The following is a 21,720-nucleotide window of genomic DNA, read 5'->3' as shown; positions in this document are numbered from 1 at the left end:
ACAGCGGCGCGCCCGCGGTGACAGGTCCTCGGATCGATCCCGAGCGCCGCGGCTCACCGGCGGAACAGGCCGCGCTTGTGCTTCTTCTTCGGCGACAACGACTTCTGCAGGTACACCGTGCCGAGCCACCGGTCGAACTTGAAGCCGACGCGCCCCATCCGTCCGACCTCGGTGAAACCGAGCTTCTCGTGCAGCGCGATCGAGGCATCCGCGCCCCTGTCGCTGATGACGGCGACGATCTCGCGTATGCCCTTCTCTTCGCAGGCCTCGATCAGCGCCTCGAGCAGCGCCCGGCCGAGGCCCTTGCCCGCCGCCGCGTGACCGAGGTAGATCGAGTTCTCGACCGTGTAGCGAAACGCTGACTTACCGGCCCACGGCTGCGCGAGCGCGTACCCGAGGATCTGCCCGCTCGGCGATACCGCGACGAGGAACGGCAGTTCGAGCTTGGCGAGATGGTCGAACTTGTCGCGCCACCGGCGCAGCGTCCACCGCTTCTCGTCGAACGTCACGACCGAGTTGGTGACGTAGTAGTTGTAGATCTCGCGAATGTCGGGAATGTCCGCGACGGTGGCCGGGCGGATCTCGTACGAGAACGGACGCTCGGGCTCGGGAAGCTTGCGCAGGTGACGAGGAGGACGCCGCTTCTGCTTGTCGTATTCCTCCTCCAGCATCACGCCAGCCTACGCGGGAAGCCGCCAGTCGACGCCCGTCGATCCGGCCTTCTCGAGCATCTCGTTGGCCCGCGAGAACGGCTTCGACCCGAAGAATCCTCGGGATGCCGACAGGGGCGACGGATGCGGCGACTCGATGATCGGCGTCGTTCCGAGCAGCGGCCGCAGGTTCGCGGCGTCCCTCCCCCACAGGATCGCCACGAGCGGACGATCACGCGCGGCGAGGGTGCGGATCGCCCGTTCGGTGACCCGCTCCCACCCCCACCCGCGGTGCGACCCGGGGGCTCCGGGGGTCACGGTCAGCACCCGGTTGAGCAGCATGATCCCCTGGTCGGCCCACGCAGACAGGTCGCCGTGCGGGGCTGGCGGGATGCCCAGATCGCTGTCGAGCTCCTTGTAGATGTTCTGAAGGCTCCGCGGAACGGGCCGAACAGCGTGCTCGACGGCGAAAGACAGGCCGATCGGATGCCCCGGCGTCGGGTACGGGTCCTGTCCGACGATCAGCACCTTGACGTCTTCGAGGGGGCGCTGGAACGCGCGCAATACGCGATCCCCGGCGGGCAGATAGCCGCGACCGGCCGCCGCCTCGGCACGCAGGCGCTCACCGAGAGCGGCGATGTCCGGGCCGACGGGCTCGAGGGCGCGAGCCCAGCCCGCATCGATCAGGCCGTCGTCGGCGAGTTGCGCGAGCGAACGAGCCATCGGTTCAGAACCCATCCTCTTCGAGGACCGAGCCCTTCCAGGACCACGGGAAGTCGATCCACAACGACGTCTCGCGCCACGAGTAGTCGGGCATCTGGATCGAACCCGGCTTCGTGTAGATCGTCGCCGAGCGCACGTCCGCCCCGCGATCCTTCAACAGGCGCACGGCGAGCGCGAGGGTACGTCCGCTGTCGGCCACATCGTCGACGAGCAGAACGCGGCGACCGCCGAGGTATTCCATATCGAGTTCGGGGGGCAGCAGTTCGGGGGCATCCAGCACGGTGCCGATGCCCGTGTAGAACTCGACGTTCAGGGCGCCGCAGTTCTTCACGCCGAGCGCGTAGGCCATCGCGCCGCCGGGCAGCAGACCTCCGCGCGCGATCGCGACGACGACCTCGGGCACGAACCCGTCGGCGACGATCGTGCGGGCGAGGTCGCGCGACGCTTCGCCGAAACCGTCCCAGGTCAGGTGCTCGCGCTCGCCCGTGTATTCACCCATGCGGACGGTTCCTTCCCGGCTCGCGCCGTGTTCGTGCTGCTGCGGTCATCGCGGGCGGGAGTCCGATCATTCGCGGTCCGAGCGCACCCGCAGGGGCCCGCGGGCCAGCAGGTACTGCGCGGACTGCGCCACGGGGCGCATCGTCACGAGGTCGAGGTTGACGTGTGCGGGAGCGTTCATCGCGTACACGATGACGTCCGCGACGTCCTCGGCCACGAGCGGCGCATCGACGCCGTCGTAGACGCGATCCGCGGCGGCGGCGTCGCCGCCCAGCCTGTTGAGGGTGAACTCCGGGGTGTGCACCATGCCCGGTGCGACCTCGACGACGCGGATCGGCTCGCCGTTGAGTTCGAGGCGCAGGGCGTGCACGAGCATCGCCTCCGCCGCCTTGGCCGCGTTGTACCCGGCACCACCGGGGTAGGCGACCTGCGCGGCCGTCGACGTGACGAACACGGCATCGGCGTGGCCGTCATCGTCCGCCGCCGCGCGCATCAGCGGCAGGAGCGCCGCAACCATCCGCTGCGTGGCGAGCACGTTGACCTCGTACATCCATGTCCAGTCGGCGGGGTCGCCGTCCTCCACGCGCTGCGTGCCACGCGCCCCGCCCGCGATCTGGACGAGGGCGTTCACCGACCCCGTGCTCTCGAGCCAGACGGCGAGCGCATCGACATCGGCCTGGTTCGTCAGATCGGCCGCGAAGACCTCGGCACCGGTCTCGTGCGCGAGTTCCGCAAGACGATCCGCTCGGCGCGCGACACCGACCACATCCCATCCCGCCTCACGCAGGGCCACGACGGTCGCCCTGCCGATACCCGAACTCGCCCCGGTCACAACCGCACGCCTCTTCGTCACGGATCCACGCTAGTCCGCCGCGACCGTGTGATCGAACGCCGAGGGCCCTCCGATTGTGTTACGTAACATTTCCGGACCGTTGTCGAGACATCCGTCGATCCGTAGCCTCGCTACAGACGCGACACCCGCCGCGGCCCACGAACCACAGGAGTATCCACCATGTCCGCACCGGAGAACTGGCGCTTCGAAACCAAGCAGGTCCACTCGGGCGCGCAGCCCGACCCGACCACCAAGGCACGCGCGACGCCGATCTACCAGACGACGTCGTACGTCTTCGACAACACCGACCACGCCGCGAACCTCTTCTCGCTGGCCGAGTTCGGCAACATCTACACGCGCATCATGAACCCGACGCAGGATGTCGTCGAGCAGCGCCTCGCCGCGCTCGAGGGCGGCACCGGTGCCCTCCTCGTCGCGAGCGGCCAGGCCGCCGAGACCTACGCGGTCCTCAACATCGCGCAGTCCGGGGACCACATCGTGTCGTCCTCGTCGATCTACGGCGGCACGTACAACCTGTTCAAGTATACGCTCGCCAAGCTGGGCATCGAGACGACGTTCGTCGAGAACCAGGACGACGCCGACGAGTGGCGCGCCGCGGTCCGCCCGAACACGAAGCTGTTCTTCGGTGAGACGATCGGCAACCCGAAGATCAACATCCTCGACATCGCGAAGGTCGCGGGCGTCGCGCACGAGAACGGCTTGCCGCTCATCGTCGACAACACGATCGCGACGCCCTACCTGATCCGCCCGCTCGAGCACGGCGCCGACATCGTCGTCCACTCGGCCACCAAGTTCCTCGGGGGCCACGGCACGACGATCGGCGGCATCATCGTCGACGGCGGCAAGTTCGCGTGGTCGCAGAACGTCGAGAAGTTCCCCGGCCTGACCGAGCCCGACCCGTCGTACCACGGCGCCAGCTACACCACGGCGGTCGGCGACGCGCTCGCCTACGTCATCAAGGCCCGCGTCACGCTCCTGCGCGACCTCGGCGCATCCATCGCCCCGCAGAGCGCGTGGCTGCTGATCCAGGGCATCGAGACCCTGTCGCTGCGCATCGAGCGTCACGTGCAGAACGCACAGGAGATCGCCGAGTGGCTCGAAGACCACGAGGATGTCGCGACGGTCAACTACTCGGGTCTGCCGTCCTCGCCCTGGTACACCGCGGCGAACACGTATGCCCCCAAGGGTGTCGGTGCCGTGCTCTCGTTCGAGCTCAAGGGCGGTGTCGAGGCGGGTCGCGAGTTCGTGAACTCCCTCGAATTGTTCAGCCACCTGGCGAACATCGGCGACGTGCGTTCGCTCGTCATCCACCCGGCGTCGACGACGCACTCGCAGCTGACGCCCGAGCAGCAGCTCACCTCTGGCGTCACGCCCGGACTCGTGCGCCTGTCGGTCGGCATCGAGAACATCGACGACCTCAAGGCCGACCTCGAGCAGGCACTCGCGGCGGCCCGCAAGGTCTCGGAGGCCGCGCGCGCGTAACGCTTCGCACCACCTGATCGGACGGATGCCCCGGTCCCTGACCCCTCGTGGGTACGGGCCGGGGCATCCTCGTACGGACCGGCCGGGGCATCCTCGTGGGGTACGGGCCCGCGCATCCCCGTGGGACCGGGTGGAGTATCCGTGTTCGCTCCCGCGCCCGCCCAGCTCAACTTGGGGCGTCGAATTCTCGTTGGGGCGCGGCAGACCGCGCCCCAACGGGTTCTTGACGCCCCAGGTGCGCCGACGACGCGTCCGACCGTAACGTGACGGCCGGGCCCCCGCCGGGCACGCAAGAATGGGCAGATGGACTGGCAGAGCTCTGAGGACACCTATCCGGCGATGCCGGTGACGGAGGCGGATGCTCGGATGCTGCTGGGTCGCCCTCCCGCGACCGGCGCCTGGCGCGACGGAGATCCGATCGGTGACCGGCGTTTCGCCGCGTTCGGGCCCTTCCGCACCGAGGGCGGCGCCGAGCTGCCGAGCTTCCGCCTGGCGTTCGAGACGTGGGGCGAGTTGAACGCCGCGCGCGACAACGCGGTCCTGATCCTGCACGCCCTCACGGGCGACAGTCACGTTCGCGGACCGGCGGGCCAGGGACATCCGACCGACGGCTGGTGGTCCGACATCGTGGGCCCGGGCGCCGCGATCGACACCGACCGCTGGTTCGTCGTCGCACCCAACATGCTCGGCGGATGCCAGGGGTCGACCGGACCCGCGAGCATCGCGCCAGACGGCTACGAGTGGGCCTCACGCTTCCCCTACGTCACGATCCGCGACCAGGTCGCCGCCCAGGCGCAACTCGCCGACGAACTCGGCATCGCGATCTGGGCGGGAGTCGTCGGCGGCTCGATGGGCGGCATGCACGCCCTCGAGTGGGCGGCGGGGCATCCGCACCGGGTCGCACGCGCGGCGATCATCGCCGCTCCCCCGATCAACACCGCCGATCAGATCGCGCTGAACTCGGTTCAGCTCGACGCGATCGCGATCGACCCGCGGTTCCAGCGCGGCGAGTACTACGACGCGGGCGACGGCGATGGACCGCACCTCGGTCTTGCCCTCGCGCGACGGATGGCCCTGCTCAACTACCGCAGCCCCACCGAGCTCAACCAGCGGTTCCAGCGTTCGTGGCAGTCGGGCGTGAGCCCCCTCGGACACGGCGGACGATTCGCCGTGGAGTCGTATCTCGACTTCCACGGCAACAGGTTCACCCGCCGCTTCGACGCGAACAGCTACATCCGTCTCGTCGAGGCGATGAACTCGCACGATGTCGGGCGCGATCGCGGCGGCGTCGAGCAGGCCCTCGCGCAGGTCACCGCGCGGACGCTCGTGCTCGGCATCGACAGCGACCGGCTGTTCCCGCTGGAGGGGCAGGAGCGGATCGCCCGCGCCATCCCGAACACGCTCGACGGCAGCTCGCCCACGGTCATCACGAGCGACTACGGGCACGACGGCTTCCTCATCGAGACGCACGTCGTCGGCGCGCACCTGCGGCGCCTCCTCGAGGATTAGCCCGCCGGTCGGCTAGCGGAGTTGCGCGAAGCTCTCCGCCGCACGGGTCTTGCCCACCACCAGGATCGTGTCGCCCGCGCGCAGAACGGTCTGGTTGTCGGCGTTCTGCCACACGTCGTCGTGCTGGTAGGCGGCGATCGTCACCCCGTGGGACTTGCGGATGCCGGTGGATCCGAGCGGGACATCCTGGATCGACGTCGGCACGGGCGCTTTGACCATCGCGTATCCCGGAGCGATCTCGATGAAGTCGAGCGCCGCGCCGCGTACGAGGTGCGCCACACGCCGCCCCATGTCCTTTTCGGGGTAGATCACCTGGTGCACCCCGAGCTGCTCGAGGATCAGCCCGTGCTCGTCGTTGACGGCCTTCGCCCAGATCACGGGGATGTTCATGCTGAGCAGCACGGAGCACGTCAGGATGGATGCCGAGACGTTGCCGCCGATCGACACGACGACCCGGTCGAACTCGTCGATCGCCAGCTGGTGCAGCACCTCACGCTTGGTCGAATCCGCGCGGACGACCTGGGTGAGCTCTCCATTGAGGGACTGGACGATGTCCTCGTCGAGGTCGATGCCGAGCACCTCCGTACCGGCGTCCATCAGTTCGAGCGCGAGCGAACGCCCGAATCGGCCCAGCCCGATCACGGCGACGGAGTCGGCCTCGGCGATGCGCCGCGAGCGTTCGCTGGCACCGAAGTGCGGGAATTTAGCCAATTGCCGGCCTCTCTTTCGGGAGTTCGTAGAGGATGCGGCGCTCGCGGAGTGCCAGCGCCGATCCGAGGGTCAGGGGGCCGATACGGCCGAGGAACATCAGGATGATCAGCACGACTTGGGCGCTCTCGGGGAGCGCCGCGGTGATGCCGGTAGACATTCCGACCGTCGCGACGGCCGAGATCGTCTCGAACAGGGACTTGTCGAGGTTCTCGCCGCTCAAGAACATGATGAGCGCCGTGCCCGTGATCACGGCCGCGACCGCCATCAGCACGACCGTGATCGCCTGACGGTGCACGGCCCGCGACAGCCGCTTGCCGAAGATGTTGACCGCACCCTCACCGCGCAACTCGGTCACCAGGATGAAGAGCAGCACGGCGAACGTCGTCACCTTGATGCCGCCGGCCGTTCCCGCGGGCCCGCCGCCGATGAACATCAGCACGTCCATGCCCAGCCACGTCTCGTCGTGCATCGCGCCGACGTCGACCGAGTTGAAGCCCGCCGTTCTCGTCTGCACCGACTGGAAGAATCCGGCGAGCACACGCGACCAGGGATCGAGTCCCCCGAGGGTCGCGGGATTGCTCCATTCGATCGCGGTGATGTAGACCGTTCCCGCCACGAGCAGCACGGCCGTGACGGCCACGACGAGGTTGGTGTTCATCGACCAGTGCAGCGGACGACGGAGTTCCCGGCGCAACTGCATGATCACGGGAAAGCCCAGACCGCCCAGGATGATCGCGGCACAGATCGGCAGGCAGATGAACGGATCGCTCGCGAAGCCCATCAGGCTGTCGCTGTAGAGCGCGAAGCCGGCGTTGTTGAAGGACGAGATCGCGTGGAAGAGTGCGTGCCATGCGGCGCCGCCGAGGTCATAGCCGTACCCGAGGAGGAAGCGCAGGAACAGCGGCACGAACGTGCAGGCCTCGATGATCACGGAGATCAGCACGATGCGCTTGACCAGACCGCGGACGTCTTCCAGGCCGAGCGACTTCGCCTCGGCCGCGGTGTTCAGCCGCGACCGAACGGACATCCTGCGCGCCAGAACGACCCCGATCAGGGCCGCGAAGATCATGATCCCCAAGCCCCCGAGTTGGATCAGGGCCAGGATGACGACCTGGCCGAAGCCGGTCCAGAAGACCGGGGTGTCGACGACGATCAGGCCCGTGACGCACACGGCGCTCGTCGCCGTGAACAATGCCTCGACGAAGTTCGCCCCGCCCGGCCCGACCCTGGCGATGGGCAGCATCAGGAGCGCTGTTCCGACCGCGATCGCCGCGGCGAACCCGAGGGCGACAGCCTGCGCGGGCTGAAGGTGATGGCGCACCGCGCGCATCTGACGACCCCGCGCCGCCTGCCGGCCGCGTGCTGCTGCCGCTGCCGCGGCCGCGGCCGGCGTTCTCTTCCTCACCGCAGAACTGTATCTCCCACCGCAACCTCGACACGCGTTCGGGCCCCCCGCGCCGCGGATCGGGCCTCGAGGGCGAATGCGAGAACGGCGATGCCGACGCCGAGAGCCGCGAGCGTCGCACCCACCCACGACGGCATGACGAAGCCCCATCCGAGGGCGATCACGACCCCGCCGAGCGCCGCACCCAGGCTGTTGCCGATGTTGAGCGCCGAGTGGTTGAGGGCAGCGGCGATCGCCTGGTTGTCGCCCGCGACATCCATCAGGCGCGTCTGGATCGCGGGACTCGTGACGGACGACGCGACGCCGATGAGGAAGACGAAGACGGTGAGCGGGACGATGTGCGACGCGGTCACCGCGAGCGACGCCTGCACCACGAAGAGCACGGCGAGGCCCCCGATGAGCGTTGCGCGCAGATTCTTGTCGGCCATCACCCCGCCGAGGAGGTTGCCGACGGTCATCCCGATCCCCATCACGACGAGCACGATCGGCACGACCCACACCGGACTGCCCGAGATCTCGGTCACGAGGGGCGATACATAGCTGTACACCGCGAAGAAGCCACCGAACCCGATGGCACCGATCGCCAACGTGAGCCACACCTGGCCAACGCGGAACACCCCCAGCTCCGCACGGAACGTGCGCCCGTCATCGCCCTCGTGCGCCGGCACGAAGATCCACACCATCACGGTGCCGGCCGCGAAGATCACCGCGACGATCAGGAATGCCAGGCGCCAGCCGCTCGCCTGTCCGAGGAACGTGCCGACCGGCACACCGACGACATTGGCGACCGTCAGCCCCATCAGCACGATCGCGACACCCTTCGCGCGCTTGCCCGGTCCGAGCATGTCGGCGGCGATCAGCGCACCCATGCCGAAGAAGGCGCCGTGCGGCAGTCCGGCGAAGAATCTCGACAGAGCGACGAGTTCGAACGTCGGTGCGATGACCGTGAGCACCGTGAACAGGGTCAGGGCCGCGGCGAGCGCCACGATCACCCGGTTGCGCGGAAAGCGTGCGACGAGCCCGGAGATCGTGGGAGCACCCACGACGACGCCCAGCGCGTAGAGCGAGATGAGCCAGCCCGCCTGCGCGATGGCGTCGTCCGGCGAGATCGCCCATACGCTCGGCAGCAGGTCGCGAGCGATCTCGGGCAGCAGGCCCATGATGACGAACTCGGTCATGCCGATGCCGAAGCTTCCCACGGCCAGCGAGACGAGGGCCCAGGCGGCGATACGACGAGACGGGGCGCGGGAAGGCGCGGCGGAAGTCACGGCGGAAGTCACCGACCGATCCTACTCCGGCAATCGAATCGATTCGAATGCGCGGTTCACCCCGTCACGAGAGCACGAACACGGTTGTTCCGCGCGTTGTGCTCCAGCTCGACGAGTCCGAGCCTCTCGAGCAAGGGCGGCAGGTACATACCGAAGCGTCCGCGGTACCCCTTGCGCTGCCCGTACCAGCCGCCGACGGGATTGCCTTCCCACCTTCCCCATGCTTCGACCGTGTCGGTCGCGGGCTCTTTGCCCTCGTCGGCTGCGCCGAGCGAGACCCAATCGCCCCGCCGCAGCAGTTCGGTGTGAAGGTCCTCGATCGCCCGTGCCAGATATGTCAGCTTCGTCGTCCCGACCTGACACACCAGCAGTGGAGGTTCACTCGTCTCGTCGCGGTACATCGTGTACGCGGACGTCAGCGGTGCCGTCTTCAGCATCCAGGGGTCGGCCGCGGTTCCCGATCCCGACCCGTGTCCTTCGCTCATGGCGGTGCCCCTTCGTCTGCGCGGCGGAACCCGACGCGCAATCCGAGTATCCGCCGCGCAGGAGTCCGATTCAAGAGCCCGCATCGCTACCGCCGATATCTCGCCGAACGGGTCGGCGGCGTCCGACGAGAGCCGCTACTCGTCCGCCTCGGACAGGGCCTTCTCGAGGCGCTCGAGCTTGCCGTCGAGCTCGCCGGTGTAGCCCGGGCGGATGTCGGCCTTCAGCACGAGCGACACGCGGGACCCGAAGGGCATCACGGCCTCGGTGGCCCGTCGGACGACGTCGAAGACCTCGTCCCAGTCCCCCTCGATCTCGGTGAACATCGAGCTGGTGCGATGCGGCAATCCCGAATCGCGTACCACGCGCACCGCGGCTGCGACGGCGTCGTGCACCGATCCATCGACGGCGCCGAGAGCATCGGCATCGTCGCCCGTGGAACGGAGGGGGGCACCGCTGGGTGCGACAGAGAAGGCGATCAGCATGGTTCTCCCGAGGTCAGGGGGCGGGCAGGAATCGACGAACATCACGCGTTCGCACCGTGACGGTCGATGCCTGGCGGATCGGTACACGGACGATCGCCGTGACGGCGACGACGAGCAACACGACGGTCAGGATGTTCCGTGCGGTGAGCAGGGCGACCGGCACAGGCTGGACGTTCAGCACTCCGCCGTACACGATCGGATAGACGATGAGCGTCAGGGTGGCGCTGACCAACGACAGTGCGGCGGCGGTGCTCGCGCGCGTCCGGTCCAGCACGATCCAGAGCACGAGGGGCGCGATGAGCCAGGCCTGAAACTGTGGCGAACCGACCTTGTTGAACACGATGAACGCGAGCACGAGGGCGAGAGCGAGCGGCGGCAGCAGCCGCGCATAGGACGCCCCCCGCCATGCCTTGTACGCGCCCAGCCCCACGACGGCCGCCACCGCGAGCACGAGCAGCGGCGTCATCGCCGCGATGACGACATCGACGTTCGGACCGGTCACCTGGTACGTGAGGACGTCGTCGTCGTAGAAGGGGAAGGATCCCGGGACCCCCGCCACGGCCTGCCAGAGATAGAAGGCGCTGACGGGAGCCTCGAGCTGCAGTCCACGCCCCGTCTGCTCGCCGATGAAGCCGAAGGCGTGCGCCCACCCACCGAGGGCGACGATCACGCCGAGCACCAGCGCGGTCACCAGCGCAGCCGAGGCGATCACCGTCAGGCGGCGGCGCAGGGCGACGACAGCGGCGGCGATCAGTGCGGCCGGCCACACCTTCATCCACATCGCCACCGTCAGCAACGCGGCGGCCACGGCGGGACGACCGGCGAGCCAGAGCAGTCCCAGCACCGCGAGCGGCACCGTGATGGCGTCGATCCGATACATCCCGATCGGCCCGAGCACCAACGCGTAGGCGAGCCAGAACCAGGCAGCCGACACCCGCGCTCTCGACCGCCCCTGCCCCACCAGGACGGCGAAAGCGATCGCGTTGAGCGCCGTGACGAGGATCGCCCAGGCGATGATGTACCCGCCGAGCCACGCGAGGCCCCGCGCCAGGATCATCGGCACGAGAGCGAGCTGCGGATAGACGAACGGGCCGGTGATACCGACGATCTCACGACCGTCGAGCGCGGCGTCCGCCCACGGTTCGTACACCAGGTAGACGTCGCCCATCGGCTGATTCGGCAGGGTCCAGCCGAGAACGGCGACCGTCAGATGAACCACCGCGAAGCCGGTCCACAGAACAGCCCGGTTCTTCATCCACGCCCGCCACATCCCACCCGACACCCGCTCATCCTAAGCGGCTGATCCGAGCTGGCCGCGCCACGCCCCGAGTTCATCCCGAGTCCCGCCCTGACTCCCGCCCCGAGTCGTGGGTTCGAGTCACGCCGAGAGTCGCCCCCACACCACGGGGATCGCCGCGGCGACGTCCAGAGCGACGAGCGGATGCCCCGACCCGGGCCTCCTCTCGGATTCTCCACTCTCGACGTCGGCGTGCACCGGCGCCATCCCCGAGGCGAGTCGGCCGGCGGCACCGTGCAGCCACGCCGCGGATGCGGCCAGCGGGCCGAGGATTTCGGGGTCGGCGATCGCGGCGGAGCTGCGTGCCGCCACGAGCGCGCCGACGACGCCGGCGAGCACGTCGCCCGTCCCCGCGGTCGAGAGCCAGGGCGCTCCGGACTCGACGAGTCCCAGCCATCCGCCCGGCGTGGCGACCCAGGTTCGCGCGCCCTTGAGCAGGACCGTCGCCCCCGTCACCGCCGCGGTCTCGCGTGCGGCCGCCGCGTCATCCGACCACTCGGGCGACAGCGCGAGCCGGGTGCGCAGCCGGGCGAGCTCGCCGCGATGAGGGGTCAAGACCCGCGGCGCCGTCGCCCCGGGCAGCCCCAGCGCACCCGCGTCGACGACGACGGGTTCCCGTCCGGTCAGAATCGTGTCGAGGCCGATCGCACCGGTGTCCGGCCCACCAGCGACGTCGTCGGCCGATGCGCCATCGGGCATCCCCGAGCCGATCACCCAGGCCTGAACACGCCCCGCAGCGCGCACCGTCTCGGGGCGTCGCGAGAGGACGAGGGATGCCGCGGCATCCGGTCCGATGTAGCGCACCATTCCCGCGCCCGCCCGCCACGCGGCCTCGACCCCGAGCATCGCCGCCCCCGGGTAGGCGACCGAGCCCGTTCGCATTCCGACCACGCCGCGGGAATACTTGTCGTCGTCGTCCGTTGGCCTCTGCAGGTGTGCGGCCGTCTCGGCTGCGGACCACGGCGAGACGTCAGGCATCCCCCCACGTTACCGCCGAGGCATCATCCCTGAGGAGCCCCCGTGAGTCTGCTGTTCCAGCCCATGACCGTCCGCGCGACCGAAATCGCCAACCGGCTGTGGGTCGCGCCCATGTGCATGTACAGCGCCGAAGAGGGCATGCCGAACGACTGGCACCACGTGCACCTGTCCCAGTTCGCGTCCGGCGGCGCGGGCCTGATCGTCGCCGAGGCGACCGCGGTCGTTCCCGAGGGTCGCATCTCGCCGCGCGACACCGGTATCTGGACGGACGAGCAACGGGATGCCTGGGCCCCGATCGTGGCGTCGATCCACGCCCGCGGCGCGGCGGCAGGCATCCAGCTCGCGCACGCCGGGCGCAAGGCCTCGACGTGGTGGCCCTTCGCGGGACGTGGACACGGCAGTGTCGGTCTCGAAGAGGGCGGATGGACCACGTTCGCGCCCTCCGCGATCGCCTTCGAGGGCTACGCACAGCCCCGGGCGCTCGACGCGGCCGGCATCGAGGCGGTCGTCGAGGGCTTCGTCGCCGCGGCGCGCCGCTCGGTCGAGGCCGGTTTCGACGTGCTCGAGATCCACGCCGCGCACGGCTACCTGCTGCACGAGTTCCTCTCACCCCTCAGCAACCAGCGCACCGACGAGTACGGCGGCAGCCTCGAGTACCGCGCCCGTCTGCTGCTGCGCATCGTCGCGGCCATCCGTGCCGAGGTCGGCGACGCCGTGCCCCTGTTCGTGCGCTTCTCGGGAACCGATGCCGCCGAGGGCGGCTGGAACATCGAAGACACCGCGACCGTTGCGGTCTGGGCTGCCGATGCGGGCGCCGACCTGTTCGACATCTCGAGCGGCGGGCTCGTCGCCCACCAGAAGATCGTACCCGGCCCGGGCTATCAGGTACCTCTCGCCGCGCACGTCCGCCGCGAGACGGGACTCGTCGTCAGCGCGGTCGGCTCGATCACCGAGGGATCGCAGGCCGAAGAGATCCTGCAGGTCGGCGAGGCCGACGCCATCTTCGCCGCGCGCGAGTGGCTGCGCGACCCGCACTTCGGGCTGCGCGCGGCTGGCGAGCTCGGCGAGGGCGTCGACGTCTGGCCCGCGCAGTACGCGCGCGCCGCACGGGTCCCGGCGCGCTCGGCCTGAGCAACGCATGCGGTCCTCTTCGCGGGGTTCGACCGTGCGATCCACGAACGGCTCGATGACCCGCGCCTGCTCCTGCTCGCCGATGTCGCCGTACGCTGCGGGAGCACCGACCCGAGCGTCTTCACGCGCTCATTCCGCTAGGACGCGGGCATGACCCCCAGCGAGTACAGGCGCCCGGCGCAGGACGCGGAGGTGTAGCGGGGGCGGGATGACGCCTAGCGGCGTCGGGTGGCGTCCTGCACCTCGCCGACGAGTTCCTCGATGATGTCCTCGAGGAACAGCACCCCGGTCGTCTCGCCGCGCTCGTCGCGAACACGCGCGAGGTGGCGGCCCGTGCGACGCATGGTCGCGAGCGCGTCCTCCAGGTCGGTCGTCTCCTGCACCGGAACCATGTGATGGATGCGCTTGGCCGGCACGGGCTTGTCGAAACGCTCGTCCGGGACATCCGCGGCGCGCAGGATGTCCTTCAGGTGCACGTACCCCACGGGTTCACCCGAGGCATCCACGATCACGTAGCGCGAGAACCCGTGCACCGCGACGGCTCGCTCGATCTGCGCCGGCGTCGTCGACTCGGGCAGCGTCACGAGCTGATCGAGTCGCACCGCGATGTCGCGCGCCTTCTTGTCGGTGAACTCGACCGCGGCGGCGAGCGCGCCCGACGAGTCGTCGAGAACGCCCTCGCTGGTCGACTGGCTCACGATCGTCGCGACCTCGTCGAGCGTGAAGGTCGAGGCGGCCTCGTTCTTCGGTTCGACGCGGAACAGACGCAGCACAGCGTTCGCGATCCAGTTGAGGGTCGCGATGACGGGGTGGAAGACCTTCGACACCCACACCAGCGGCGTCGCGAGGATGAGGACGGCGCGGTCGGGAACCGAGAACGCGAGGTTCTTCGGGATCATCTCGCCGAACACCACGTGCAGGTACGACACGATCAGCAGTGCGACGATGAAGGCGACGACATCGACCACGGCCTCGGAGAGACCCGTCAGCCCGAACGGCACGGCGAGCAGATGGTGGATCGCCGGTTCCGAGACGTTCAGGATCAGCAGCGAGCAGATCGTGATGCCCAGCTGCGAGGTGGCGAGCATGAGCGTCGCGTGCTCCATCGCGTAGAGCGCGGTCTTGGCGGCCCGCGAACCCCTCTCGGCGAGGGGCTCTATCTGCGATCGTCGCGCCGAGATCACGGCGAATTCGGCACCGACGAAGAACGCGTTGAACGCCAGCAGGACGACCAGCCAGACGATTCCGGCCCAATCGCTCACGACGCACCCCCGTCCTTCGCGCCACGGCCCCGCAGGATGCGTTCGGGTCCCGTCGTCTGCGACGGCTCGCTGTCGAGTCCGTCGGCCGCGTTGAGATGGGGTGTGTACCGGATGCGGTCGACGCGGCGCCCGTCCATCCGCTGCACGCGCAGCACGCCGTCATCGGTCTCGACCGTGTCGCCCGTCGACGGAATGCGCTCGAGGCGGCTCATGATGAACCCCCCGACCGTGTCGTAGACCTCGCCCTCGGGGACACGGATGCCCGTGCGGTCGTGCAGCTCATCGGGTCGCCAGTTGCCGGGGAAGGTGACCGAGTCCTTGCCGCGGACGAGGCCCGCGCGGCTGCGGTCGTGCTCGTCCGACACCTCGCCGACGATCTCTTCGACGAGGTCTTCGAGCGTCACGACACCGGCCGTGCCCCCGTACTCGTCGACGACGATCGCGAGCTGGTAGCCCCGCGCCCTCAGCTCGGCGATCAGCGCGTCGAGGTGCACGGTCTCGGGCACGCGCAGGGGTTCCGTCGCGAGGGCAGCGGCCGGGACATCCTGCCGCTTCTCGCGCGGGACGCTGACGGCGGCCTTCAGGTGGACGACTCCGACGATGTCGTCGAGGGAGTCCCCCATCACCGGGAACCGGCTGTGGCCCGTGCGGCGCGCGAGCTGGATGACGTCGTCCGCGGAGTCGTCGCGCGCGACGCAGTGCATGCTGGGTCGCGGTGTCATCACATCGGCGGCGCTCAGCCGAGCGAACAGGAGCGTGCGGTTCAGGAGGGATGCCGTGTCCTGCTCGAGCAGACCGGCGCTCGCGGAACGGCGGACGAGGGAAGACAGCTCCTCTGCCGTACGGGCACCCGAGAGTTCTTCCTTGGGCTCGATGCCGATCGCGCGTAGGACGCCGTTCGCCGAGCCGTTCAGGACGACGATCGCGGGCCGGAAGACCATCGTGAACGCCACCTGGAACGGCAGCACGAGCTTGGCGGTCTGGCGCGGGAGGGCCAGGGCGAAGTTCTTCGGCACGAGCTCGCCGAGGATCATCGAGAAGATCGTCGCGACCGAGATGGCGACGATCACGGCGATGGGCGAGACCAGCGCCTCGGGCAATCCCCATCCGGTCAGCACCGGGCGCAGCAGGCTCGACAGCGCCGGCTCCATCGTGTACCCCGTCAGAAGCGTCGTCAGCGTGATGCCCAGCTGAGCGCTCGACAGGTGCGTCGACGTGATCTTCAGCGCGCCGATCGTGATCGACAGACGGGACTCACCGCGCTCGCGGCGCGCCTCGAGGTCGGCGCGATCCAGATTGACGAGGGCGAACTCGCTGGCCACGAACAGCCCGGTGCCCACGATGAGCAGCAGCCCCACTCCCAGCATGACCAACTCGTACGTCACGCGTCGACCCTCGCGGGTTCGATCGGGCGGTGGGGCGAGCGTCTACAACTGGGGGGGTCGTCCATCGTGGGGTCGAGTTTACCCGAGGTGCGTAGGACCGCGACCGCCTCCGTATCGCCGAGTGCACGACTGTGCGCCGACTGCACGGCGTCGGCGCGGGTCACAAGCCATGCACTCGCACCGAGGTCATGCACTCGCAGAACGAGCGGACCCTCACCAGCTGACGGGGAGCGCCTTGCCCTCTTCGTAGCCCGCCGCGGACTGCAGACCGACCAGGGCCCTCTCGTGGAACTGGGCCACCGTCGCCGCGCCTGCGTAGGTGAAGGAGGACCGCACGCCCGACGTGATCATGTCGAGCAGGTCTTCGAGGCCCGGGCGCAGCGGATCGAGGTAGATCTTCGACGAGGAGATGCCCTCGGCGAAAAGCTCCTTGCGCGCCAGCTCGTACGGGTCCAGGCGTCCGAACCGATCGTGCACGGCCTTCGTCGACGCCATCCCCCACGACTCCTTGAAGACGCGACCACTCGCATCCGTGAGCAGTTCGCCCGGCGCCTCGATCGTCCCGGCGAACCACGAGCCGATCATGACGGATGCCGCACCCGCCGCCAGCGCGAGCGCGACATCGCGGGGGTAGCGCACCCCGCCGTCGGCCCAGACATGAGCGCCCATGATCCGAGCGGCCTCCGCCGTCTCGAGCACCGCCGAGAATTGCGGACGCCCCACCGCGGTCATCATGCGCGTCGTGCACATGGCGCCCGGACCGACACCGACCTTCAGGATCGACGCTCCCGCGGTCACCAGGTCGTGCACGCCCTCGGCCGTGACCACGTTGCCGGCCGCGATCGGGATGTCGAGACCGAGGTCGGCGACCGTCCGGAGCGCCGCGAGCATCCCGTCCTGGTGCCCGTGCGCCGTGTCGACGACGATCACGTCGACACCCGCTGCCGCCAGTGCACGCGCCTTCGCCGCGACGTCGCCGTTGATGCCGACGGCCGCGGCGACCGCCAGACGCCCGCCCGCGTCTACCGCGGGGCGATACAGGGTCGAGCGCAGCGCGCTGCGGCGACTGAGGGTCCCGACCAGGCGACCGTGCCGCATGACGCAGACGACCTCGACACCGGCCGCGACGATCGTGTCGAAGGCCGCACGCGGATCCTCCACGTCTTCCGACTCGAGCGAGGGCGTGTCGCCGCGCGCGAGGTCGCCGAGTCGGGCGTCGGGAAGCGCCGTGGCGAGCCGCGACGCGGGGACGATGCCCCGGACCTCAGCCGCCGAAACGTTCTCGCCGCCCTCGGCCACGACGATGCCGTGCCCCGGCGTCGCGGGCAGGATGCGCAGTGCGGCCGAAACGGTCGCCTCGGGCGGCAGAACGAGCGCCGTGTCCCACAGCACGGGCTGGCGCTTGACCCAGCGGATCGCGGCATCCAATTCCTGCAGGGGCAGATCCTGGGGCAGCACGCCCAGACCACCCCGGCGGGCGAGGGTCGCGGCCAGGCGGGCCCCCGTCACCGAGTTCATGTTCGACGAGACGATCGGGATCGTCGCGGGGGTGCCGTCGTGCGGCGCGAGGTCGACCTGCAGTCGGCTCGTGACGGCCGAGTGCCGCGGCACCAGGAAGACATCCGAATAGGTCAGATCCACCATCGGCCGTTCACCCGAGAATTCCATACCCCTACGCTAGCCACTCACCCTCACCCTATGGCCCGAACGACGGCACGATCCGCGACGGAGCCGACGGATCTGAGATAGCCTAGATGTTCGTGCGCGTGGGCCACGAAGAGGCGCTGCGCGACAACCTTCATCGACGAAAGAGGGCGATCCAGCGTGTCGAGCCAGGTGACGGGCGTCGGGACTTCGAACGAGGGGGAGTTCGGGGCCAATGAATGGCTCGTCGACGAACTCTACGAACAGTTCAAGGTCGATAAGAACTCGGTAGACAAGGCGTGGTGGCCGACTCTCGAGGCATACCACCCGGTCGACGTGGACGATGCAGCGGATGCCTCGGCCGCACCGCCGGCACCAGCCCCCGCCACCCCGGCTGCAGCCCCCGCTCCGGCCGCCGCCGCAGCGGAGACCGCCAAGCCCGCGGCATCCGAGCCCCGTCCGGTGACCGCACCCATTCCCGTGATCGGTGCCCAGCCGGTCGCACGAACGACGACGCGCCCCGCGTCGCCGCCGCCGATCCCCGCGCAGGCTCCCGAAAAGCCCAAGGCCGCCGCCGCTCCGCAGCCGCTCGAGGAAGACACGGTCACCCCGCTCCGCGGCATGCCCAAGACCCTCGCGGCGAACATGGACGAGTCGCTGACCGTCCCGACCGCCACCAGTGTGCGAACGATCCCGGCGAAGCTGATGATCGACAACCGCATCGTGATCAACAACCACATGTCCCGCACCCGCGGCGGCAAGGTCAGCTTCACGCACCTCATCGGCTGGGCGATCATCCAGGCGCTGAAGGACTTCCCGAGCCAGAACGTCTTCTACGCCGAGATCGACGGCAAGCCCTCGGTCGTGGCGCCCGCCCACATCAACCTGGGCATCGCGATCGACATCCCCAAGCCCGATGGCACGCGCGCCCTGCTCGTCCCGAGCATCAAGCGCGCCGAGTCGATGACGTTCGGCGAATACCTCAGCGCCTACGAAGAGACCGTCTCGCGCGCCCGAGGAAACAAGCTGACCGCGGCCGACTTCCAGGGCACCACGATCTCGCTCACCAACCCGGGCGGCATCGGCACGGTGCACTCCGTGCCCCGCCTCATGCGCGGCCAGGGGTGCATCGTCGGCGCGGGTGCACTCGAGTATCCGGCCGAGTTCCAGGGCGCGAGCGAGAAGACGCTCAACGAACTCGCGATCGGCAAGACGATCACGCTCACGAGCACCTACGACCACCGCGTCATCCAGGGCGCCGGGTCGGGCGAATTCCTCAAGAAGGTGCACGAGCGCCTGATCGGCCAGCACCACTTCTACGACGACATCTTCGCGGCCCTCCGCATCCCGTACGCGCCCATCCACTGGGCGGCGGACATCAATGTCGACATCGCCGAGCGGATCGACAAGCAGGCCCGCGTGCAGGAGCTCATCAACTCCTACCGCGTGCGCGGCCACCTGATGGCCGACATCGACCCGCTGGCGTACGAGCAGCGCACGCACCCCGACCTCGAGATCGAAGAGCACGGGCTGACGTTCTGGGACCTCGATCGCGAATTCGTCACCGGCGGTTTCGGTGGCAAGCGGATGGCGAAGCTGCGCGACATCCTGGGCGTGCTGCGCGACTCCTACTGCCGCACGATCGGCCTGGAGTACATGCACATCCAGGACCCGGGCCAGCGCCGCTGGTTCCAGCAGAAGGTCGAGATCAAGTACACCAAGCCGACCCACGACGAGCAGCTACGCATCCTCAGCAAGCTCAACGAGGCCGAGGCTTTCGAGACCTTCCTGCAGACGAAGTACGTCGGCCAGAAGCGCTTCAGCCTCGAGGGCGGCGAGTCCCTGATCCCCCTTCTCGACGAGATCCTTCAGGGTGCCGCTGGCGCGGGGCTGGACGGAGCCGCGATCGGGATGGCGCACCGCGGCCGTCTGAACGTGCTCACCAACATCGCGGGCAAGACCTACGGACAGGTCTTCCGCGAGTTCGAGGGAAGCGTCGCGCTCGGCAACAAGCGTGGCTCGGGTGATGTGAAATACCACCTCGGCACCGAGGGCACCTTCGTCGACGACCACGGCGTCGAACTCCCCATCTACCTCGCGGCGAATCCCTCGCACCTCGAGACCGTCGACGGCGTGCTCGAGGGCATCGTCCGCGCCAAGCAGGACCGCAAGGCCATCGGCACGTTCTCGTGGCTGCCGATCCTCGTCCACGGCGACGCGGCCTTCGCGGGCCAGGGCGTCGTCGTCGAGACGCTGCAGATGTCGCAGCTGCGGGGTTACCGCACGGGCGGCACGATCCACGTCGTCGTCAACAACCAGGTGGGCTTCACAACCCTCCCGCAGGACGGTCGCTCGTCGGTGTACGCGACGGATGTCGCCAAGACCATCCAGGCGCCGATCTTCCACGTCAACGGCGATGACCCCGAGGCCGTGACGCGCGTCGCTCAGCTCGCGTTCGAGTATCGCGAAGAGTTCCACCGCGACGTGGTCATCGACCTCGTCTGCTATCGCCGACGCGGTCACAACGAGGGCGATGACCCCTCGATGACGCAGCCGCTCATGACGAACCTGATCGAGGCGAAGCGTTCCGTCCGTCGGTTGTACACCGAGTCCCTCGTCGGACGCGGCGACATCACCGAGGAAGAGTACGAAGAGGCCAAGCGCGACTTCCAGGACCGTCTCGAGATCGCGTTCGCGGAGACGCACGCGGCCGAGACCGGCTCGCACGGCGTGATCACGGACGCGGACGCCGAGATCGAGGAGCTGACCTGGGGTGACATCGAGACGACCGGGGTCGCGACGGATGTCGTGCGCCTGATCGGTGACGCCTTCGTGAACAAGCCCGAGGGCTTCACGGTGCACACCAAGCTGCAGCAGCTGCTCGACAAGCGCTACGACATGAGTCGCAACGGCACGATCGACTGGGGCTTCGCCGAGCTGCTCGCGTTCGGATCGCTCCTGCTCGAGGGCACGAACGTGCGCCTCGCCGGTCAGGACTCCCGCCGCGGGACCTTCGTCCAGCGCCACTCGGTGCTGCACGACCGGGCGAACGGCCAGGAGTGGATCCCGCTGACGAACCTGAGCGATCGCCAGGGACGCTTCTGGGTCTACGACTCGTACCTGAGCGAGTACGCCACGATGGGCTTCGAGTACGGCTATTCGGTCGAGCGCCCCGACGCGCTCGTGCTGTGGGAGGGACAGTTCGGCGACTTCGCCAACGGCGCCCAGTCGGTGATCGACGAGTTCATCACCTCAGCCGATCAGAAGTGGGGCCAGCAGTCGAGTGTCGTGCTGCTGCTGCCACACGGCTACGAGGGTGCGGGGCCCGACCACTCGTCGGCCCGCATCGAGCGGTTCCTGCAGATGTGCGCGCAGGACAACATGACCGTCTCGCGCCCGTCGACCCCCGCGTCGTACTTCCACCTGTTGCGCCGTCAGGCTTACGCCCGCCCGCGCCGTCCGCTCATCGTCTTCACCCCGAAGGCCATGCTGCGTCTGCGTGGCGCGACGAGCCCGGTCGAGGCCTTCACGAGCGGCCGTTTCGAACCGGTGCTCGACGATGACCGCGGCATCGACAAGTCACAGGTCAAGAAGGTCCTGCTGCACGCCGGCAAGACCCACTGGGACTTGCGCGGCGAGCTCGAGAAGAACCCCGACCCCTCGGTCGCCCTCGTGCGCCTGGAGCAGTTCTACCCCGCGCCGATCGACGAGCTGAACGCCGTCATCGCCGAATACCCGGGCGCCGAGCTGGTCTGGGTGCAGGACGAGCCCGAGAACCAGGGTGCGTGGCCGTTCATCGCGCTCGAGGTCGTCAAGCACCTGACGGGCCGGACGATGAGCGTCGTCTCACGCGCCGCCGCGGCATCACCGGCGACCGGTTCACCGAAGATTCACGCGGTCGAGCATGCCGAACTGATGAAGAAGGCCCTCGCGCCGCTCACCTGAGCCGTGACGCG

18 protein-coding genes are annotated in these 21,720 nt (G+C 68.9%); 4 read left to right on the top strand and 14 right to left on the bottom strand.

Annotation, left to right across the window (positions count from 1 at the left end):
- Positions 1–53: 53 nt before the first annotated feature.
- From CGU35_RS03845 to CGU35_RS03830, 4 genes are all read right to left on the bottom strand, one after another.
- Positions 54–671, bottom strand: coding sequence for a GNAT family N-acetyltransferase (locus tag CGU35_RS03845; RefSeq protein WP_100810285.1), 618 nt, complete (start codon positions 669–671; stop codon positions 54–56).
- 9 nt (positions 672–680) lie between these two features.
- On the bottom strand, positions 681–1,373 hold the full coding sequence (locus tag CGU35_RS03840; RefSeq protein ID WP_100810284.1) for a uracil-DNA glycosylase: 693 nt from the start codon (positions 1,371–1,373) through the stop codon (positions 681–683).
- Positions 1,374–1,377: 4 nt separating this feature from the next.
- Positions 1,378–1,872 carry a phosphoribosyltransferase gene (locus CGU35_RS03835; protein WP_100810283.1) on the bottom strand — a complete coding sequence of 165 codons (495 nt, stop codon included), beginning with the start codon at positions 1,870–1,872 and terminating at the stop codon, positions 1,378–1,380.
- Between the two features lie 66 nt (positions 1,873–1,938).
- Positions 1,939–2,724, bottom strand: a complete 786-nt coding sequence (locus tag CGU35_RS03830) for an SDR family oxidoreductase (protein WP_100810282.1) — start codon at positions 2,722–2,724, stop codon at positions 1,939–1,941.
- A 159-nt stretch (positions 2,725–2,883) separates the two neighbouring features.
- On the opposite strand from CGU35_RS03830, the gene CGU35_RS03825 reads away from it, so the two are divergent.
- Both CGU35_RS03825 and metX read left to right on the top strand, forming a co-directional pair.
- Positions 2,884–4,206 (top strand): bifunctional o-acetylhomoserine/o-acetylserine sulfhydrylase, encoded by a 1,323-nt coding sequence (locus tag CGU35_RS03825; RefSeq protein WP_100810281.1) that lies wholly within the window; start codon positions 2,884–2,886, stop codon positions 4,204–4,206.
- Between the two features lie 303 nt (positions 4,207–4,509).
- A complete protein-coding gene (gene metX / locus CGU35_RS03820) occupies positions 4,510–5,715 on the top strand; it encodes a homoserine O-acetyltransferase MetX (protein WP_100810280.1) in 1,206 nt (401 codons plus the stop codon).
- Positions 5,716–5,727: 12 nt separating this feature from the next.
- On the opposite strand, the gene CGU35_RS03815 is transcribed toward metX, so the two are convergent.
- From CGU35_RS03815 to CGU35_RS03785, 7 genes are all read right to left on the bottom strand, one after another.
- Entirely contained in the window at positions 5,728–6,426 is a 699-nt protein-coding gene (locus CGU35_RS03815) for a potassium channel family protein (protein ID WP_181003423.1), read from the bottom strand.
- The gene (locus CGU35_RS03810; protein ID WP_100810279.1) at positions 6,419–7,756 is read right to left on the bottom strand and encodes a TrkH family potassium uptake protein; all 1,338 of its coding nucleotides are present in this window, start codon (positions 7,754–7,756) and stop codon (positions 6,419–6,421) included. The genes CGU35_RS03815 and CGU35_RS03810 overlap by 8 nt, the downstream gene beginning before the upstream one ends.
- A gap of 71 nt (positions 7,757–7,827) precedes the next feature.
- Complete coding sequence (locus CGU35_RS03805; RefSeq protein WP_374935777.1) at positions 7,828–9,099, bottom strand: MFS transporter; 1,272 nt, start codon at positions 9,097–9,099, stop codon at positions 7,828–7,830.
- 56 nt (positions 9,100–9,155) lie between these two features.
- On the bottom strand, positions 9,156–9,584 hold the full coding sequence (locus CGU35_RS03800) for a DUF6855 family protein (RefSeq protein WP_100810278.1): 429 nt from the start codon (positions 9,582–9,584) through the stop codon (positions 9,156–9,158).
- 135 nt (positions 9,585–9,719) lie between these two features.
- Positions 9,720–10,067 carry a thiamine-binding protein gene (locus CGU35_RS03795; protein ID WP_100810277.1) on the bottom strand — a complete coding sequence of 116 codons (348 nt, stop codon included), beginning with the start codon at positions 10,065–10,067 and terminating at the stop codon, positions 9,720–9,722.
- 13 nt (positions 10,068–10,080) lie between these two features.
- Positions 10,081–11,349 (bottom strand): hypothetical protein, encoded by a 1,269-nt coding sequence (locus CGU35_RS03790; RefSeq protein WP_232711133.1) that lies wholly within the window; start codon positions 11,347–11,349, stop codon positions 10,081–10,083.
- A gap of 96 nt (positions 11,350–11,445) precedes the next feature.
- Positions 11,446–12,342 carry an ADP-dependent NAD(P)H-hydrate dehydratase gene (locus CGU35_RS03785; protein ID WP_100810276.1) on the bottom strand — a complete coding sequence of 299 codons (897 nt, stop codon included), beginning with the start codon at positions 12,340–12,342 and terminating at the stop codon, positions 11,446–11,448.
- 42 nt (positions 12,343–12,384) lie between these two features.
- Between CGU35_RS03785 and CGU35_RS03780 the strand changes: the two genes are divergently transcribed.
- Positions 12,385–13,473 carry an NADH:flavin oxidoreductase/NADH oxidase gene (locus tag CGU35_RS03780; RefSeq protein WP_100810275.1) on the top strand — a complete coding sequence of 363 codons (1,089 nt, stop codon included), beginning with the start codon at positions 12,385–12,387 and terminating at the stop codon, positions 13,471–13,473.
- A gap of 215 nt (positions 13,474–13,688) precedes the next feature.
- Here the strand turns inward: CGU35_RS03780 and CGU35_RS03775 are convergent, their stop codons facing one another.
- The 3 genes from CGU35_RS03775 to CGU35_RS03765 all read right to left on the bottom strand — a co-directional run bounded on the left by CGU35_RS03775 (position 13,689) and on the right by CGU35_RS03765 (position 17,788).
- Positions 13,689–14,735 carry a hemolysin family protein gene (locus CGU35_RS03775; protein ID WP_100810274.1) on the bottom strand — a complete coding sequence of 349 codons (1,047 nt, stop codon included), beginning with the start codon at positions 14,733–14,735 and terminating at the stop codon, positions 13,689–13,691.
- Entirely contained in the window at positions 14,732–16,102 is a 1,371-nt protein-coding gene (locus CGU35_RS03770; RefSeq protein ID WP_100810371.1) for a hemolysin family protein, read from the bottom strand. Before CGU35_RS03770 ends, CGU35_RS03775 begins: the two co-directional genes overlap by 4 nt.
- Positions 16,103–16,333: 231 nt before the next feature.
- Positions 16,334–17,788 carry a GuaB1 family IMP dehydrogenase-related protein gene (locus CGU35_RS03765; protein WP_100810273.1) on the bottom strand — a complete coding sequence of 485 codons (1,455 nt, stop codon included), beginning with the start codon at positions 17,786–17,788 and terminating at the stop codon, positions 16,334–16,336.
- A 156-nt stretch (positions 17,789–17,944) separates the two neighbouring features.
- Between CGU35_RS03765 and CGU35_RS03760 the strand changes: the two genes are divergently transcribed.
- Positions 17,945–21,709 carry a multifunctional oxoglutarate decarboxylase/oxoglutarate dehydrogenase thiamine pyrophosphate-binding subunit/dihydrolipoyllysine-residue succinyltransferase subunit gene (locus CGU35_RS03760; protein ID WP_100810272.1) on the top strand — a complete coding sequence of 1,255 codons (3,765 nt, stop codon included), beginning with the start codon at positions 17,945–17,947 and terminating at the stop codon, positions 21,707–21,709.
- The last annotated feature ends 11 nt before the right edge of the window (positions 21,710–21,720 follow it).

This window comes from Microbacterium sp. BR1 (genome assembly GCF_002812725.1).
Lineage (GTDB): Bacteria > Actinomycetota > Actinomycetes > Actinomycetales > Microbacteriaceae > Microbacterium.
This window is presented reverse-complemented; position numbering and strand designations above follow the sequence as displayed.